Source organism: Gracilibacillus sp. JCM 18966, from assembly GCF_055392695.1.
On sequence record NZ_AP043883.1, the window covers coordinates 1,608,550 to 1,626,209 of the forward strand.

The following is a 17,660-nucleotide window of genomic DNA, read 5'->3' on the forward strand; positions in this document are numbered from 1 at the left end:
TTACCGTTCATGCAACAAGACAGAATCGAGAAGGAAAAGCATTTATCTAAGCATGCTATTAATATTCTCATCAACCATGCGATCTTTCAGTTTGGTGGTTCCCTTTCCATTATTTTTGTCAATTTATATTTATGGCGATTGACGAATAGCTTATGGGTGAATGGAATCTATAATTTAGTAGCCATTTTATCACAGGCTGGAACTACTTTTTTTATAGGCAAAATGTCAAAAAGAAAAGGCAGAACAACTATTTATCGCTATGGCATCGTGATGACTGCCTTATTTTATTTATTCATTGTTATTGTCCAAGAGCAAATTGTCACTTATTATTATTGGTTTGCTTTGTTGAGAGGGATCGCACAAGGCTTGTATTGGGTTGCGTACTTTACGATCGTTCATGAGGTATCCTCTGATCATAATCGACATCGATATTTAGGCTGGAATCAAATGGTCATGGGAACAACGAATTTGATAGCGCCAGCATTAGCCGGATTTGTGATTGAATTATTTACAGGCTTGACTGGATATGTGATCATCTTTTCGATTGCATTTTTGATGTTTTTTATTGTGACATTAAGAAGCTTCCAAATGGTAAGAGAATCTATACGCCATCGCAATTATTATATGAAATATTTAGGACTTATCGTAAAACGAGAGCGGAGGTTTATAAGTGCCTTAGCAGGATGGTTGGTCATCGGTTTTCCACAAGGGATATTGATGTACATGACACCAATCTTGATTTATAGCATTTTTGAAGATGAAGCGGTAGTTGGATATTTAAATGCAGGATTTCTAGCAGTGTCTATTTTCGTAAGTTTTATCTTTTCTCGTTTTGCTAATATTCAAGATACGAAGCGTTATCTTTGGATAGCAGCGATAGGCTTTTTATTAGCTGGAAGCTTTTTAACCTGGGAAATCGCGATGTGGAGTGTGATCTTCTTTATGATTACGCAAAATATGGTGAAGCCCATTCAAGCAAATGCTTATGCAGCTTATTATTTTCAGTGGATCAATAGAATTCCATTGAAAACAGAGTTTCGAGTGGAGTCGATAGTATTAAGAGAAACTATCATTAATCTAGGTCGTGGATTGGGTATTATCCTATTTATGATCTTTTCCAGTGGCATAGATACAAAGACTGTTGCCTTTGTCATTATTGGCTCAATGGCCATTCAATTATTTTTACCAATGTTAATCACAGATAAGGAGGATGCATAATGAGTGTCATTAATCAATGGGAGCAAGCGGAACCAGGGGTGAAGCGAAAAATTCATCGTCCTGGAAACAAGGTGATGATGATGGAGGTTGTCTTTGAAAAAGGTGCGGAAGGTTCTAGTCATCATCATCCACATGAGCAATTAACCTATTGCCTTGAAGGGAAATTAGCTTTTCAAGTGGATGAAAAGGAAATAGTTATTGAAAAAGGTGAAACCATACATATACCGTCCAATGCGGTCCATGGAGTGAAGGCATTAGAACCTAGTAAGCTATTAGATGTATTTACCCCATTAAGAGAAGATTTACTGAAGGAGTGATGACATGGGTTTTTATGATATTACAGAATTCGGTGCATTGCCTGATGGTAGTGATGTTAGTACGAATGCTATCCATCAAGCAATTCAAGCATGTACAAAAGCGGGTGGAGGAACGGTTTATGTTCCAGCAGGTAAGTTCATAACAGGCCCAATCCAATTAGCGAGCAATCTAACCTTATATTTAGATGCAGGTGCAGTCCTGTCCTTTATCGATGATTTCGATCAATTTCCAGTGGTGAAAACGAGATGGTCTGGCTATGTATGTCATGGGTTTATGCCGCTTGTTTTTGCACAAAATGCGGAAAATGTAACGATTAAGGGTGAGGGTGTGTTGGATGGAAATGGGCAAGCCTGGTGGGAGATCAATGGCAAGCTGAGAAAAGGAGAGCATTATGAATCGCTAAAAACAAAGGAAATTGCAAAAGCGAATGCCCTCTTTACAGAGCCAGCAGATACAAATCTTGTAGAATGGCCATCACAATTCTTGCGACCGCCATTGATTCAATTTTATCAGGTGAAAAATGCAAGCATCAGTGGAATTACGGTTACTAACTCTCCTTTTTGGAATACACATCTTGTCTTCTGTCAAAACATATCGGTGCATAATGTTCATTTCTTAAACCCTTCTGATACACCGAATGGAGATGGATTGGATATTGAATCATGTCTTAATGTACGAGTTTCTGACTGTCATTTTGATGTTGGCGATGATTGCGTTGTACTCAAATCAGGTATTAATGAAGATGGTCGCCAATACAATGTACCGACGAAAAATGTAACCGTAACGAATTGTACGATGCACCATGGCCATGGTGGGGTGGTGTTTGGTAGTGAAAATTCAGGTGGTATCGAAAATGTAGCGATATCTAATTGTGTATTTAATGGAACAGATCGTGGAATACGAATGAAAACGAATCGAGAGCGTGGTGGTTTTATTCGTAATGTTTTAGTGAATAACGTCTTGATGGAAGATGTATTGTGTCCTTTCACGATTAACTCCTTCTATCGTCACGGAGTAAATAGAAGTAACCCAGAATTATTGGATGCTAAAGCTATTCCAATCAGTGAAAAAACGCCTATAGTAGAGCAGGTTCGAATTAGCCATGTGACAGCGAAAAATTGTCGAGCAGCAGCGGGATTCCTTTATGGGCTTCCAGAAATGCCGGTAAAGGAAGTGAGCCTAGAGCATGTCACCATTGAGATGACTCAGGATTACCATGTTCCTGGAGGAGAACCAGATATGGTTAGAGAGGTTATCGAAATGGCTGGGGAAGGTATGTTTGCGAAATATATTAACGACCTTCAGCTTCACCATGTTCGAATTCTAACAAGAAAAGGTCCTGGGCTAGTAATAGAGGAATCAAATGATATTATGCTTGAACAGTTTGCTTTAAAAAATAAAGAGATGGGTACTCCAGTGGTTGTATCTAAGAACACAGAGAGTATTCATGTAAACGGAATACAAAGAGATCAGCTAGGCGATGATTATTTGAAAAGAGTGGAAAGTGAGGTTACTCCATAATGAAAACCTACCAAAATCCGATTATTCCCGGTTTTTATCCAGATCCATCCATTTGTCGAGTAGGAGAAGACTATTACCTTGTGACATCAAGCTTTGAATATTTCCCAGGTGTGCCAATATTCCATAGTAAGGATTTAGTCAATTGGCGTCAGATTGGTCATGTATTAGATCGACCGGAACAATTGAATTTAGATCAGACTCCTAATTCTAGAGGGATTTATGCACCAACGATTCGTTATCATGATGGCATTTTTTATATGATTACAACATTTGTCGTTAGTCAAACAGGTGCTAGACGTAATTTTTACGTAACGGCAACAGATCCCGCTGGTCCGTGGTCTAAGCCTAATTGGCTTGAGGATGCACCAGGAATTGATCCCTCCTTATTATTTGATGATGATGGAAAGGTCTACTATACAGGTAATCGCAAGCCACCATCAGGTCCGAAATATAAAAAACACAATGAGATTTGGCTTCAGGAATTAGATCTAGAGAAAAAGCAATTAGTCGGACCTAAATATAGTCTGTGGGATGGTGCGCTAAAGAATGCTCATGCGCAAGAAGCTCCGCACTTATATAAAATAAATGGTTGGTATTATTTAATGATTGCAGAAGGTGGAACAGGACATACACACGCTGTGACCATTGCACGTAGTAAAAATGTAACGGGACCATATGAAATGACGGAGACGAATCCTATTCTTACACATCGACATTTAGGAAAAAATCACCCAATCGTCAATATCGGTCATGCCGACATTGTGGAGACACAGGATGGTGACTGGTGGATGGTTTGTCTAGGATCACGTCCATATGGAGGCTATTATCGAAATTTAGGACGAGAAACCTTTTTAGTACCGTTTATTTGGGAGGACGGCTGGCCCATTGTTAATCCGGGAAAAGGCTTTGTAGAAGAAGAGATGCCTTTTCCGAAGTTATCGGAGCACAAATGGCCTGCTTTACCACAAGCTGATTCATTTGATGCAGATACACTAGATGATCAATGGAATTTCTTAAGGACACCACGTGGAGATTTTTGGTCATTGTCAGAAAGGTCCGGATTTTTAAGATTAAAAGCGAAAAAAGAAACCATTATGGAAGAGGAAAATCCTTCTTTTGTAGGAAGAAGGCAACAGCATATCGACTTTTTCGCACAAACTGTAATGGAATTTAGTCCAACACAGGATAATGAAACAGCTGGTATTGTCTTATTGCAGAATCAGGACTTTCAATTCCGAATGGAGGTAGTGCTTGAAAAAGGCGAGCGTAATATTCAATTAATAAGAAGAGAAGCAGGTGTGGATAAGCAAGTAGCTAAAAAGCCGATTAATAGTAGCAAATTATATTTGAAAGTAGAGGCTAATGGCCAAAGCTATCAGTTCTATTTTGCGGAAAAAGCTCTAGATTGGGTAGCATTGGCATGTGACGTGGATGGCACGATATTAAGTACAGATAAAGCGGGTGGCTTTGTTGGTGCTTATATCGGGATGTATTGTTCAGCAAATGGGGAAGACAGCAGCAATTATGCAGATTTTGATTTGTTTGAATATCACGGAATTTCTTAAATAGAGAGGGGTCAATGAAATGGTAGTAAAACAAAAAACAGCACTAGATTGGGCAAGGCTTGCTTGTGATACTTTAATGAATCAATACGAGCCCGTCAAACTTCCTCCAGCAGATCGCTGGCATTATCATCAAGGTGTCTTTTTGTGTGGAATGCATGACGTATGGAAATTAACGGGTGAACCAAGATATTTTCATTATTTTAAGGAATATGTAGATAAGTTGATCGATGAAGAAGGGAACTTCTATTTCGCTAGAAGTGAGCTTGATGCGATTCAACCAGGTTTATTATTACTACCTCTTTATCAAGAGACAAAGGAGAATCGTTACAAGGTTGCTGCAGCTAAGCTACGCCATTTATTAGATACATTGAACCAAACAAAAGAAGGTGGTTTCTGGCATAAGGACAAATATCCTTATCAAATGTGGCTAGATGGCTTATATATGGCGGGACCTTTTACAATTCAATATGGCCAAATGTTTGATGAACCAGAGCTTATCGATCTAGTAATGGAACAAGAAAGACTAATGCGAAAGAACACCAAAAAGGAAAATGGCTTATATTACCACGGTTATGATGAAAGCAAAAAAACCCCATGGTCCACAGCAAAAGGCCACGCTCCAGAGGTGTGGGGACGAGCGCTTGGCTGGTATAGCATGGTGACAGCAAACTTTATCGAGATGCTTCCAGAAGGTCATCAGAAACGAGCGGAATTAAAGCACGTCGTGAAGGAATTAATCGATGCACTGATCGAATTTCAGGATGAAAAGACCGGATTATGGTATCAAGTGGTGGATAAAGCGGACGAACAGGATAACTATTTAGAAAGCTCCTGCTCCTGTTTGTTTACTTATGCGATTGCAAAAGCAGTCAACAAAGGCTATATTGACCGTAGTTATTGGGCTAATGCGGAAAAGGCATATCAAGGACTTCTGGAGAACAAAGTACAATTGGATGAGCAAGGAAACTTTCTTTTACATGATATTTGCATAGGAACATCGATTGGCACGTATGATTATTATGTACACCGTGATACAAGTACGAATGATCTACATGGAGTAGGTGCATTTATTTTAGCGAGTATTCAATTAGCTATTGGGAATGAGCAAGGCCAATGAAAAAGATACAGCTATTTATAGCCGGAGACTCAACGATGGCGGATTATGAGGATAGTCACTATCCACAGATGGGATGGGGACAAGTATTGCCTTATTTTTTCACCGATGAAATAAAGGTGCAAAATCATGCCGCTTCTGGAAGAAGTACAAAATCATTCCTCTCTGAAAATAGATGGACTGAAATGGAACGACAATTTCAATCAGGGGATTATGTGCTTATTCAATTTGGACATAATGATCAAAAATTAGATAAAGAACGAGCCACAGATCCTTTTACTACTTATCAAGAGAATTTGCGTTTTATGATAGTAAGTGCTAGAGGCCATGGAGTAACCCCGATTCTACTAACCTCAATCGCTAGAAGACATTTTGATGAAAAAGGCTTCTTAAAAGACACCCATGGTCATTATCCAGATGCAGTTCGCCAGCTCGCACTTTTAGAAAAGGTGGTTTGTATCGATATGCTCCAAAAAACGTCAGAGGCGATAGAAAGGTTAGGGCTCAATGAATCAAAGAAGTGGTTTATGTGGCTTGAAACAAACCAATTTTCTTCATATCCTGATGGGGCGAAGGATGATACTCATTTACGGGAAGAAGGAGCAATGGCTCATGCAGGAATCTTTATACAGGAGTTAATAGAAAGGAGTCATCCTTTAAGTAGATATGTCAAAAAGATAGAGGTGACCGAATGAACAAATTACGTGTATTATCCAATATTGAAGTCCAAAAAGTAGTAGCGGTGATTCGTACAGATACGGAAGAGCAAGCTTTAAAGGTCGTGGATGCCTGTATAGAAGGTGGAATAAAAGCGGTGGAGCTAACTTATTCGATTCCCCATGTAGAGAACGTTATCGAGCAGTTAGTAGAAAAATATCGAGGGGGGAAGGAGATAACGATCGGCGTAGGTACCGTATTAGATGCCTATACAGCAAGACAGGCGATCTTTGCTGGCGCTACCTTTATTGTCAGCCCATCATTTGATGCAGCTACAGCAAAACTTTGTAATTTGTATCAAACCCCATATATGCCGGGTTGCCTAACTGTCACAGAGATTAAGGAAGCAATGGAAAGTGGAGCAGATGTAGTAAAAGTATTCCCTGGCAGTAATGTGAGTCCTGGATTTCTAAAGGCTGTACATGCCCCAATCCCTCAAGCGAACATGATGCCCACAGGGGGAGTGAACCTAGACAATATAAAGGATTGGCTGGAGGCAGGTGCCATTGCTGTGGGGATAGGAGGAAATCTCGTAGCCCCAGCTAAAATGGGTGATTATACAAAAATTACAGAGCTTGCAAGGCAATATGTAGCAAAAGTAAAAGAGGCGAGTGTATGAAGGTAGTTACGTTTGGCGAAATGCTAATGCGTCTCACCACAGATCCTACAGCTAGACTTCAGCAAACGAATCAGTTCAGTTTTTATTATGGGGGAGCAGAGGCTAATGTTGCCGTTTCACTTGCCAATTTTGGAGTGAATACTAGTTATATTAGTCGCGTTCCACTTAATCTAATTGGTGACACTTGTGAAAGATATTTACGTGGTTGTAGTGTGGATACGTCTTTCTTATTAAAGGGTGGTGATCGCTTAGGACTGTATTTTGTCGAATCAGGAATTGGCAACCGTCCTGGTCAGGTCATCTATGATCGGAAGTTTTCTAGTTTTTCGCAAATAAAGAAGGAAAACATAGAATGGGATCGAATATTAGAAGGTGTAGAGCTTTTTCATACGACAGGTATTACGTTAGCGCTCTCAGAGGAGCTCCAAGAGATCACGATAGAAGGAATGAAACGAGCGAAGGAACAAGGAATAAAGGTTAGCTTTGACTTCAACTATCGTGCAAAGCTCTGGAGTCAACAAGAAGCAAGTATTGTGATCCAAAAGGCTTTGCCATATGTCGATATAGCCTTTTGTAATCATATGGATGCTATTTATCTATTAAATATCGAACCAGTCGAAGAAGAGCTAACGCATAAAGAGAAACTACAGTATTATTATGATAATATCCGAGAGTTATATCCAAATATCGAGCTATTCGCTTCGACGAAAAGGGATGTAAAATCGTCATCTGTTCATTTTTTACAAGGTTATCTATATAGGGAAGGGATGCTCGAGCAAACAGCTACTTATACCATTGAACCAATTATTGATCGTATTGGTGGGGGGGATGCTTATGCAGCAGGAATTCTATACGGGATTCTCCATAGATGGAACCCGATAGATATGGTTCGTTTCGCAACAGGTGCAAGTGTATTGAAGCACACTGTCAAAGGAGATGGCAATGCCTTTTCCGTACCTGAGGTGGAGCAATTTATCCAAAGTATAAATCAAGAGATTAATCGATAATTTTCAAGGAGGAATTATTCATGGAAGTACGTTATGCCAACCATCCAGAGGAGATTAAAAGATATAACACAGACGAGCTGAGAGAAAAATTTCTAGTAGAAAAACTATTCGAAGCAGGGAAGGTTCATTTAACCTATACACATGTTGACCGTATGATCTTTGGTGGTGTGACACCTTCATCTGAAGAATTAACGATTAAATTAGATAAACAACTAGGGGTTAGCTATTTTTTAGAGCGAAGAGAGCTTGGGATCATTAATATTGGTAATGATGGCTATGTCCTACTAGATGGGGAACGTTATGAAATGAAACGACATGACGGTCTATATGTAAGTAGAGGAACAAAAGAAGTATGGTTCGGCTCCAATGATCCGGCAGCACCTGCGAAATTCTATATTAATTCAGCACCAGCACACCATACTTATCCAACCGTGAAGATCGATATTAAAGATATTAAGCCACTGGAATTAGGAGAGCCAGGTACGTTGAATGAACGAAAAATTCACCAATATATTCATCCAAATGTGTGTGAAAGCTGTCAATTACAAATGGGCTTAACGATGCTTATGCCAGGAAGTGTTTGGAACACGATGCCTGCACATACTCATGACCGTCGAAGTGAAGTCTACTTATATTTTGATATGGAGGAAAATACGCGTGCCTTCCACTTTATGGGCGAGCCAGAAGAAACAAGGCATCTTGTTCTGAAAAATGAACAAGCCGTTATCTCACCAAGTTGGTCCATCCATTGTGGTACAGCAACTAGTAACTATACATTCATTTGGGGAATGTGTGGCGAAAACATTACTTATGATGATATGGATCATATAAGTATGGATCAGTTACGATAAGGAGGTAGTGTTATGAGTGCAGGAATCCAAGATTTTTCACTAAATTATTTTTCATTAAAAGGAAAAACAGCGATCATTACTGGTGGTAACACGGGTCTTGGTCAAGCGTATACCGTTGCACTGGCAGCAGCTGGAGCGGATGTGTTCGTTGTGACACATGGAACGAATTGGGATGACACAAAAGCATTATTAGAAGGAAAAGAAGGGAAAGCACAATTCTATCAGGCTGATTTAATGGATCGTGAGCAACTATCCAATGTGGTTCCTGCTTGTCAAAAGGAGTTTGGCACAGTAGATATATTAGTCAACAATGCTGGGACAATTCGCCGTAATCCTTTATTAGAGTATAAGGATGAGGATTGGGATGATGTGATGGCACTAAATTTGGATGCTGTCTATTTTCTAAGCCAAGCGGCAGCAAAGGCTATGGTCGCACAAGGTTCAGGCAAAATCATTAATATCGCCTCCATGCTCACATTCCAAGGAGGAAAATTTATACCGCCATATACAGCAAGCAAGCATGCGGTAGCGGGCTTGACTAAATCGTTTGCCAATGAATTAGCAGAGCATGGGATCCAAGTGAACGCAATCGCACCTGGATATTTTGCAACCAAAAATACAGCGCCTATCCGTGCCGATGAAAAACGAAATGCAGAGATTTTATCAAGAATTCCTGCGGGCTATTGGGCAGAGCCAAGTGATTTAATGGGTACAGTAGTCTACCTCGCCAGCCGAGCATCTGATTATATGAATGGTCATGTATTAGCCGTAGATGGTGGCTGGTTAGCAAGATAATAAAAGAGTGACTAGCTGTTTGGTTAGTCACTCTTTTCATTTTTTGATGATGAGGAGGGTCCATATTGGAACTTAATCTAGGAATACGAGCACACGATATCACCTATCAAGATCCAGAGCAGATCGCAGAAGAGGTATCTTCCAAAGGATTAGGCTCTGTTCAATTAGCATTGGCCAAATCCTTCCCAAATCTCCCGACCCAAACAGGAGCCTTAAGTCCAGGCTTTGGCAAATATATGTACCAAGCTTTTTCCAAAAAGAAGGTAAATATCGCCATACTAGGTTGCTATATTAATATGATCCATCCAAATGTAGAAAAACGTAAGCAGCTTTTGGCAAGATTCAAGGAACATATTCGATTTGCGAAAGACTTTGGATGTAGTATCGTCGGCTCTGAAACAGGCAATATTCGTGAACAAATGGGTTATACAGAGGATAATTTTACAGAAGAAGCATTCCAAAAGGTAGTAAAAAGTATTCGTGAATTGGTAGAAGAAGCTAAAAAGTGGGGCATTATTGTTGGGATAGAAGGGGGCATTAATCACCCGATCCATACGCCTCAGTTGATGAGACGCTTATTGGATGAGGTTCCGTCTAGCCAGCTACAAGTTATCTTTGATCCTGCCAACTTTATGTCAATGGAAAATTATCAGAATCAGGCAAAAGTGTTTCAAGAATCATTTGAGCTCTTTGGTGAAAGAATTGTAGCGATTCACGCAAAGGATTTTATTATTGAAGACAACTGGATTAAAATGGTGCCCGTTGGACAGGGAATGCTGCGCTATGATTATTTATTTTCTTGGATCAAAAAGCATAAGCCCTTTGTTGAAGTCTTGTTGGAAAATACGAAAGAGCCGTATATTGATGAAAGTATAAAGTATCTGCATAAAAAGTTTGCGGAAGTAGATGGGGCATAGACGTTTCACAATATTGCCAAGTGTAGACTGATGAAATTGGGAAATATAACTAACCCAAGCGAGAGCTCAAGTGTAGATGTCTGAATTAATCTGTATATCGGACATCTCAGTTGAGAGATCAGGCTGAAATGTCTAATAAAACCAGATATCGGACAATTTAAACGAGGGCTCAAGTGGAGTTGTCCGATAAAACCAGATATCAGACAATTCAAGGGAGAGCTCAAGACAAAACTGTCCAATAAAACTAGATATCGATCAATCTAAGCGAGAGCTCCAGCCAAACTATCCGATAAAACGAAGATCATCACTTAAAATGTGCCTTTTTGTTGACGAGGAAATACCGTATAACTAAAACTAATCAGGAAATCTATTATTAAAATAATAGACCAGAGACGAAAGATATGGAAAAGCTGTTCCGTCTGAGGATTATTATCAATATAATAAATAATTGCGAAAATAATGCCACTACCAATAACCCAGGATAATAAATGGCGGAACCAGCCTTCTCTTTCAATTTTTGCATATTCACTTCCATATTTTTTCTTCTTATCTGGCTTCGGCCCATTGCGAAAATAATAGGCAAAGCGAACATCCGCCCATGCAATCATGCGATGGCCAAAGGCTATACTTACCCCGATATAAATAGCTGCAATCCCGTGAACCGTCGTTGCTACTGCACCGTTCTTTAAATCTATTACTGTTGCCACGAGTAATAACAAGTCTACAATTGGGGTGCAAATTAATAAAAGGTTTCCTAACTTTCGTTGATTGAACACATATCTAGCGATTAGACCAGCCAATACAAAAATCCAAAAGCCTACCTCACATGCAATAATAATCCACGCAATCAAAATTTTCTCCACTCCTTTTTAGTACAACTGTATTAAATCATATCACATTTCTTAAATAATACAAGTGTGTTAAAATAAAAATATGCCAAAATTCGTGGATCATGAAAAAAGAAAAATAAAAATTGCAGAAGCAACCTGGAAGTTAATCGTCGAGCAAGGAATTGAGCAAGCTACGGTTAGAAAAATAGCACAAGAATCAGGCTTATCGGTTGGGGCCTTACGACATTATTTTACAACACAGTCTGAATTATTAAAATTTTCAATGGAGCTAGTCGTACAGCGGGTAATGGATCGTACGCATTCGACTAATTACAAAGGCTCCCCCTTTGAAATAGCAATGGATGCTATTAGCGAAGTACTACCAATTGACTCTGATCGTAGGGTAGAAATGGAGGTGTGGTTTGTTTTTTCAGCCAAAACCCTTGTCGATCAAAGCCTTCGTTCTGTTGGAGAAAAAACGTATCAAAATATGCATCAAGGATTGTATCGGGTTTTAGAATTCCTATACTCCCAACATTTATTAAAAAAGGACATTGACCTAGAAATGGAGGCAAATCGCTTGCACCCATTAGTAGATGGAATGGCTTCCCACCATCTACTCTATCCGTCTATTTATACGTATGAAAAAATGATAGCAACATTGAGGTACCATTTAAAAACATTATGGAATGGAGATGATCTAAATGAGTCTACATCCTCCTAATCATGAGCACACAGATGAACAGATGCTAAAGGTAGAAGTCAACTTAGATGATACACCTGGCGAATGGCTAGGATATGTGATGGATCAATTATTTGAAATGGGCGCAAATGATGTATATTATACACCCATTTATATGAAAAAAAATCGTCCAGCTGTACAACTCCAAGTCCTTTGTAAAAAGAATATTTTAGAGAATATTAAGCAGATTATACTTACCGAAACGACAACACTTGGTATTCGCTACTATCCTCTTACCGTTTATCGAATGGAAAGGCAAATGCGAACAATCGATACGAAGTGGGGAAAAGTAACGATAAAAGAGGGGATTTGGGAAGGGAAAGTAATCCAAGCATCCCCTGAATATGAAGATTGTCGTAAGCTAGCAGAGCTGCATCAAGTTCCATTAAAGGATATCTATGCAGCAGTTTGGCAACAGCTAAAATAATGAAAGATGGGGGCACCTTTTATGTAGCTCGTGTAAAAATGTTTCCTTCTTGCAAGGTGAAATTTTCACACTACCTAACATTCCTTTTTTATAGTAAATTTCAACGCCATCCTTAGACGACATAATGCGGTAGCCTGTTAACATATCGTTAGTTGAAGTGATTTTAGTAATATCGCCATATGGAATTTTACTTCTGAATGGCCCGCCTTTTACATAAAGATAATCGTTTGTAAGCACATACCTTATGCCGATAAATGGCCAAATGATGATTCCGATTAACAATAGAAGAATGGATAATAAAATTGCTACATCTAATCGTGTAATATGAGGATCTAAAAACAACGGTAATAGAGTAACTGATGTGATAATCATCATAGCGATACCAATCAATAAGGCAAAAGAACGGTCTAGTTTTGAATAAAATACCATGAAATTACCTCCTACGACTGATTACGGAATAGGAGGTAAAATGGTTTCGTTTATTTTTTCTTTGGAGCAGGACCTGAGCTTTCCCTTTCTGTTAGTATGGGGGATAGTTTTTTCACTAAATTCTTCTCTTCCTTTGATTCAATTTGTTCAATAATGGCATGGACGATTTCCTCTGCTAATAAATCTACAGGTACACCGATACACGTCATGGGTACCTCTAATGTTTCCATTTGTGGGATATTGTCATAGCTAATCAAGGAAATATCCTTTGGAATCTCCAGATTTTTCTCCTGAAGGGCTCTTAGAATACCTCCACTAATATCATAGCTTCCACCAATAATTGCTGTTGGTTGCTGTTGTTGATGAAAGATCTCTTTTACAGCACTATATCCATCAAACCAATTTAATCCTCCAGCATCAATAATTTGAGTATGCCTCGTTAAACCATGCTGCTTCATCGCCTTTGTGTATCCTTCAACTTTTTCTAATTGAAGCACATCGTCTGTTTCATGGAGACCAATGTAGGCAATATTCCGATGTCCAAGCTCGTACAAATATTGGACTGCATGCTGCATGGCTTTTTCGTGATTAGCGTCAATAATCGGATAGGAGGAGGTTCTTTTTTCCGACACACCATAGGCTACCATTGGTATATTCTCTTGGGTGATCGGTGAACTGGTCGATTCCTCAAACACAATCATGCCATCTACTTGAAATTTTTTAAAGGTTTCAATGGCTGTTTCTGGTTGATCAACTGATAAAATCATCGAGTATGGAGTTGCTTCAAAGGCTTTGCTTATATTCGTAACTAAAGTGGCTAGTACAATTCGTTCAATAGTTGGCCAAAGTAGTCCAATTACTTCCGTTTTTTTGCGAACGAGCTGCTTAGCTGCTAAGTTTGGTTCATAGCCCATTTCTTCAGCGACTTGAATGATTTTTCTTTTGGTTACTTCCTTTACTAGCGGGCTATTGTTCAATGCTTTTGATACCGTCGAATAGCTAACACCAGCCACTTTAGCAATATCTTTAATGGTTATTGACATAACATCACCTATAACTTTCTTAGAAAATATTTATTTATTGGTTGTGTTCTATTTTTAAATAGTATATCATAAAAATAACAACGTTGTTATTTATTTTTTGAAAATAACTGAAACCGTTAACATGTAATTTAAAAGGAGTGGAGACATAGTGGAACAATTTACAGATGTAGTGCAGGCATTAGCGCAAGGTAAGCAACCAGCCTCTAATAATCATATCTCGGTTTATGAAAGCTCATTTGAACAAAAAGATGGAACAAATGTGATAATGGCAAAAGCAGGAACAGAAAAATATTTAGTTGCTGCAGGGCAAGGAGAACTATTCAATAGCCTGACAGGTGACACCGTGGCAGGTGGAAAAGTATGTGGGTTAACACATGAAAACCGTATAGTCCTAAATAAATTTTTTGCTTACACGGTACCTCAAGCATTTGGTACAGAAATAGCGACAATGGGACTTGGAGATCGATTGGGTGTGGCATCCCCTGGCCATATTGAAACAACACGAAATCGCAAGGTAAAACCAATTTTGGCACAACAAAGTATTCGAGAACTAACCCTATTAAATCGAACAATGACAGATATATTAGATGCAGCAAGCTTTGCTGTGTTCCAGGAAGGCTATAAGGATGGATATGGTGCCGATGCAGATCATATCAAACTAGAAAAGGACATAGAATATGCTCTAGAATTGGGCTTTAGTTTTATTACATTAGATTGCTCAGAGCAGATCCGAAATGACGTTGAGGATGCTCAAAAGGAATATGCTGGATTACCTGTCGATCGAAAAGAATATTATAACCATTATTTGAACAAAACATTTGAAGTACAAGGCTTGAATATTACATTTGACGATGAAAGCTTAGCGAAAAACGTTTTAGTATATGGAGAAGCAATAGATTTTATGGAGCATGTCTATAATGAGTATATTTCAAAGGCGGAAAAAGCAATAGATTTTGAGATTTCCATTGATGAAACAGAAACTGTAACAGCACCAGAGGCTCATTTCTTTGTGGCAGAGGAGTTAAGAAGAAGAGGAGTTACAGTACAAAGCTTAGCACCAAGATTTTGCGGTGAGTTCCAAAAGGGAATTGATTATATCGGTGATCTGGAGCAATTTGAAAAGGAATTGCATGAACATGCAGAGATTGCTAAATACTTCGGTTATAAGCTAAGCATCCACTCAGGTAGTGATAAGTTCAGTGTATTCCCGATAATTGGTAAGTATACAGAAGGGTTATTGCACATCAAAACAGCAGGAACGAACTGGTTAGAGGCTGTTCGTGTTATTGCTGTAGAGAATCCGGATCTGTATCGTCGTATGCATGTATATGCAGAGGATCATTTTGAAGAAACATTAAAATATTATCATGTAACACCTGATTTAGACAGTATTGCTCCATTAAATGAAACGGCTGACGCTGATCTACCAACATATATGGATCATGATGCAGCTCGTCAATTATTCCATGTCACTTATGGAATTTTATTAACAGCAAAAAATGAAGCAGGTGAGGATTTATTCCGCAAAGAATTTTTTGATACCCTATTGAATAATGAAGATACGTATCGTCAAGGCTTAGTGAAGCATATTGGTCGTCACTTAGACTTATTAGGACTTTAATCAAGAGAAAGTAGGGATAAAATGAAAGCATTTATGGACGAGAATTTTGTCTTAACCAATGAAACTGCTAAAAAACTTTATCACAATTATGCGAAGGATCTACCAATTATTGATTACCATTGTCACCTAAGTCCTCAGGAAATCTATGAGAATACGAAATTTGAAAATATTACGAAGGTATGGCTATATGGAGATCACTATAAATGGCGTGCAATGCGTGCAAATGGTGTGGAGGAAAAGTACGTAACAGGTGATGGCAGTGATTATGAGAAATTTCTAGCATGGGCAAAAACTGTCCCAATGCTAATAGGTAATCCACTGTACCATTGGACACATCTCGAGCTAAAAAGATATTTCGGTATAGAAGAGCCTTTAAATGAAGATACTGCACCAGCGATTTGGAATAAAGTAAATGATCTATTAAATAGTGGTGAATGGAATGTTCGTGATTTTATTGTGAAATCAGGTGTGGAGGTGGTCTGTACAACAGATGATCCAACAGATTCCCTTGAATATCATGAAAAAATTAAGGCAGATGCTGATTTTGATGTCAAGGTATTACCAAGCTTCCGCCCAGACAAAGGACTAGAAATTAATCGTGAAACCTTCCTTCCATGGGTACAAAAGCTAGCAGAAGCATCTAGTATTTCCATTGATTCCTATGATGCTTTCTTGAAGGCACTTGCTAATCGTATCCATTTCTTCCATGAAATCGGTGGGCGTGTTTCGGATCATGCATTGGATGTGATGATGTATGAAGAAGCGTCTGAAGAAGAGGTTGCTAGTATTTTTGAAAAGGCATTAGCAGGCAATAAAGTTAGTTTAGAAGAAGAAAAAAAATATAAATCCTATACCCTTACCTTCTTAGGAATGCAATATCACCAAAAGGGCTGGGCGATGCAATACCACATTAATGCCCATCGAAATAACAATACGAGAATGTTTAATGAATTAGGACCAGATACTGGGTATGATTCGATGAATGATGATCTTTTAGCAAAGCCTTTACAGAAACTATTAGATTCATTAGATCAAGCGGATGCTTTACCGAAAACGATTCTTTATTCATTGAACCCGCGTGATAATGTGACGATTGCGACACTTATTGGTAGCTTCCAAGGTGGCGGGATTCCTGGGAAAATGCAATTCGGAACCGCATGGTGGTTTAATGATACGAAGCTTGGCATGATTAACCAAATGGAAACATTAGCAGATATCGGTGTATTCAGTCGCTTTATCGGTATGCTAACAGATTCGCGAAGCTTTTTATCTTATACACGTCATGAATATTTCCGCCGCATCATGTGTAATTTGATTGGTGAATGGGTGGAAAATGGGGAATATCCTAATGATGAAGAAACATTAACAAAAATCGTCCAAAATATTTCTTATTATAATGCAAAAGAGTATTTTGGTTTTTAATGGAGTGCTTTGCTCTGATGGTTTTTATTCGGCCCTTACATGCATTCGTGGATGAATGCATGTAAGGGCTGTTTTGCCTCTATAAAACATAACTAGCTAATACACTCTGAACCTCATAAATATTCAAGCTTTTATTAAACTGTTTTTGAAATGGAGTAGAGCTTCCAGAAACCCATATTTTTAATTCAGCGTCTAAATCAAAGCTCCCAGCAGTCTCAATACTAAAGTAGGTAATATTTTTATACGGAAGTGAAAGGATTTCTGTTTTCTTTCCAGTGACGCCTTGCTTATCCACTAAAATCAATCGTTTATTGGTGAAAATAAACAGATCACGAATCAATTTGTAGGCTTTTTCCACTTGTTCGCCTTGTGCTAAAGTGGTGGGGAATTCCTTTTCGATATCACTCACTTTCATTTCAGAAGCATTTCCCATTAGTCCATCTAAAAATCCCATCTTTAAAACCTTCCTTCATTGTTTATCCTTTGCCTTATTATATAATCAAG

General features: G+C 38.7%; 19 protein-coding genes. 15 read left to right on the plus strand and 4 right to left on the minus strand.

Annotated features, from left to right (window positions below; translation table 11 throughout):
- The first annotated feature begins 9 nt into the window (after positions 1-9).
- The 11 genes from ACZ5N5_RS07760 to ACZ5N5_RS07810 all read left to right on the plus strand — a co-directional run bounded on the left by ACZ5N5_RS07760 (position 10) and on the right by ACZ5N5_RS07810 (position 10,642).
- Positions 10-1,218, plus strand: coding sequence for an MFS transporter (locus ACZ5N5_RS07760; RefSeq protein WP_464373583.1), 1,209 nt, complete (start codon positions 10-12; stop codon positions 1,216-1,218).
- The gene (locus ACZ5N5_RS07765) at positions 1,218-1,535 is read left to right on the plus strand and encodes a cupin domain-containing protein (protein WP_054788472.1); all 318 of its coding nucleotides are present in this window, start codon (positions 1,218-1,220) and stop codon (positions 1,533-1,535) included. The genes ACZ5N5_RS07760 and ACZ5N5_RS07765 overlap by 1 nt, the downstream gene beginning before the upstream one ends.
- Before the next feature lie 4 nt (positions 1,536-1,539).
- On the plus strand, positions 1,540-3,057 hold the full coding sequence (locus ACZ5N5_RS07770) for a glycoside hydrolase family 28 protein (protein ID WP_464373584.1): 1,518 nt from the start codon (positions 1,540-1,542) through the stop codon (positions 3,055-3,057).
- Positions 3,057-4,622: a glycoside hydrolase family 43 protein gene (locus tag ACZ5N5_RS07775; protein ID WP_109984696.1), complete on the plus strand. Its 1,566-nt coding sequence runs from the start codon at positions 3,057-3,059 to the stop codon at positions 4,620-4,622. Before ACZ5N5_RS07770 ends, ACZ5N5_RS07775 begins: the two co-directional genes overlap by 1 nt.
- Positions 4,623-4,641: 19 nt before the next feature.
- Positions 4,642-5,739 (plus strand): glycoside hydrolase family 88/105 protein, encoded by a 1,098-nt coding sequence (locus tag ACZ5N5_RS07780; protein ID WP_464373585.1) that lies wholly within the window; start codon positions 4,642-4,644, stop codon positions 5,737-5,739.
- On the plus strand, positions 5,736-6,431 hold the full coding sequence (locus ACZ5N5_RS07785) for a rhamnogalacturonan acetylesterase (RefSeq protein ID WP_464368454.1): 696 nt from the start codon (positions 5,736-5,738) through the stop codon (positions 6,429-6,431). The genes ACZ5N5_RS07780 and ACZ5N5_RS07785 overlap by 4 nt, the downstream gene beginning before the upstream one ends.
- Positions 6,428-7,072 (plus strand): bifunctional 2-keto-4-hydroxyglutarate aldolase/2-keto-3-deoxy-6-phosphogluconate aldolase, encoded by a 645-nt coding sequence (locus ACZ5N5_RS07790; protein WP_054788473.1) that lies wholly within the window; start codon positions 6,428-6,430, stop codon positions 7,070-7,072. The genes ACZ5N5_RS07785 and ACZ5N5_RS07790 overlap by 4 nt, the downstream gene beginning before the upstream one ends.
- Positions 7,069-8,079, plus strand: coding sequence for a PfkB family carbohydrate kinase (locus tag ACZ5N5_RS07795; RefSeq protein ID WP_464373586.1), 1,011 nt, complete (start codon positions 7,069-7,071; stop codon positions 8,077-8,079). Before ACZ5N5_RS07790 ends, ACZ5N5_RS07795 begins: the two co-directional genes overlap by 4 nt.
- A gap of 20 nt (positions 8,080-8,099) precedes the next feature.
- Positions 8,100-8,930: a 5-dehydro-4-deoxy-D-glucuronate isomerase gene (gene kduI / locus ACZ5N5_RS07800; RefSeq protein ID WP_054788474.1), complete on the plus strand. Its 831-nt coding sequence runs from the start codon at positions 8,100-8,102 to the stop codon at positions 8,928-8,930.
- 12 nt (positions 8,931-8,942) lie between these two features.
- Positions 8,943-9,725, plus strand: coding sequence for a 2-dehydro-3-deoxy-D-gluconate 5-dehydrogenase KduD (gene kduD, locus ACZ5N5_RS07805; RefSeq protein WP_109984700.1), 783 nt, complete (start codon positions 8,943-8,945; stop codon positions 9,723-9,725).
- A gap of 65 nt (positions 9,726-9,790) precedes the next feature.
- Positions 9,791-10,642, plus strand: a complete 852-nt coding sequence (locus ACZ5N5_RS07810; RefSeq protein WP_054788475.1) for a TIM barrel protein — start codon at positions 9,791-9,793, stop codon at positions 10,640-10,642.
- Between the two features lie 308 nt (positions 10,643-10,950).
- Here the strand turns inward: ACZ5N5_RS07810 and ACZ5N5_RS07815 are convergent, their stop codons facing one another.
- Positions 10,951-11,493, minus strand: coding sequence for a hypothetical protein (locus ACZ5N5_RS07815; RefSeq protein WP_464373587.1), 543 nt, complete (start codon positions 11,491-11,493; stop codon positions 10,951-10,953).
- 82 nt (positions 11,494-11,575) lie between these two features.
- Between ACZ5N5_RS07815 and ACZ5N5_RS07820 the strand changes: the two genes are divergently transcribed.
- Positions 11,576-12,196, plus strand: coding sequence for a TetR/AcrR family transcriptional regulator (locus tag ACZ5N5_RS07820; protein ID WP_109984703.1), 621 nt, complete (start codon positions 11,576-11,578; stop codon positions 12,194-12,196).
- Positions 12,177-12,641 (plus strand): nickel pincer cofactor biosynthesis protein LarC2, encoded by a 465-nt coding sequence (gene larC2 / locus ACZ5N5_RS07825; RefSeq protein ID WP_054788477.1) that lies wholly within the window; start codon positions 12,177-12,179, stop codon positions 12,639-12,641. The genes ACZ5N5_RS07820 and larC2 overlap by 20 nt, the downstream gene beginning before the upstream one ends.
- Here larC2 and ACZ5N5_RS07830 read toward each other — a convergent pair.
- Positions 12,633-13,070 (minus strand): PH domain-containing protein, encoded by a 438-nt coding sequence (locus ACZ5N5_RS07830; RefSeq protein ID WP_054788478.1) that lies wholly within the window; start codon positions 13,068-13,070, stop codon positions 12,633-12,635. The genes larC2 and ACZ5N5_RS07830 overlap by 9 nt on opposite strands.
- Before the next feature lie 50 nt (positions 13,071-13,120).
- Positions 13,121-14,113: a LacI family DNA-binding transcriptional regulator gene (locus ACZ5N5_RS07835; protein ID WP_109984704.1), complete on the minus strand. Its 993-nt coding sequence runs from the start codon at positions 14,111-14,113 to the stop codon at positions 13,121-13,123.
- A gap of 148 nt (positions 14,114-14,261) precedes the next feature.
- Between ACZ5N5_RS07835 and ACZ5N5_RS07840 the strand changes: the two genes are divergently transcribed.
- Together ACZ5N5_RS07840 and uxaC are read left to right on the plus strand one after the other, a co-directional pair.
- Positions 14,262-15,734 (plus strand): tagaturonate epimerase family protein, encoded by a 1,473-nt coding sequence (locus tag ACZ5N5_RS07840; protein WP_054860723.1) that lies wholly within the window; start codon positions 14,262-14,264, stop codon positions 15,732-15,734.
- 21 nt (positions 15,735-15,755) lie between these two features.
- Positions 15,756-17,156 carry a glucuronate isomerase gene (gene uxaC / locus ACZ5N5_RS07845; protein ID WP_464373588.1) on the plus strand — a complete coding sequence of 467 codons (1,401 nt, stop codon included), beginning with the start codon at positions 15,756-15,758 and terminating at the stop codon, positions 17,154-17,156.
- A 79-nt stretch (positions 17,157-17,235) separates the two neighbouring features.
- Here uxaC and ACZ5N5_RS07850 read toward each other — a convergent pair whose 3' ends face one another.
- Positions 17,236-17,610 carry a PH domain-containing protein gene (locus tag ACZ5N5_RS07850; RefSeq protein WP_054788482.1) on the minus strand — a complete coding sequence of 125 codons (375 nt, stop codon included), beginning with the start codon at positions 17,608-17,610 and terminating at the stop codon, positions 17,236-17,238.
- Between the last annotated feature and the right edge of the window lie 50 nt (positions 17,611-17,660).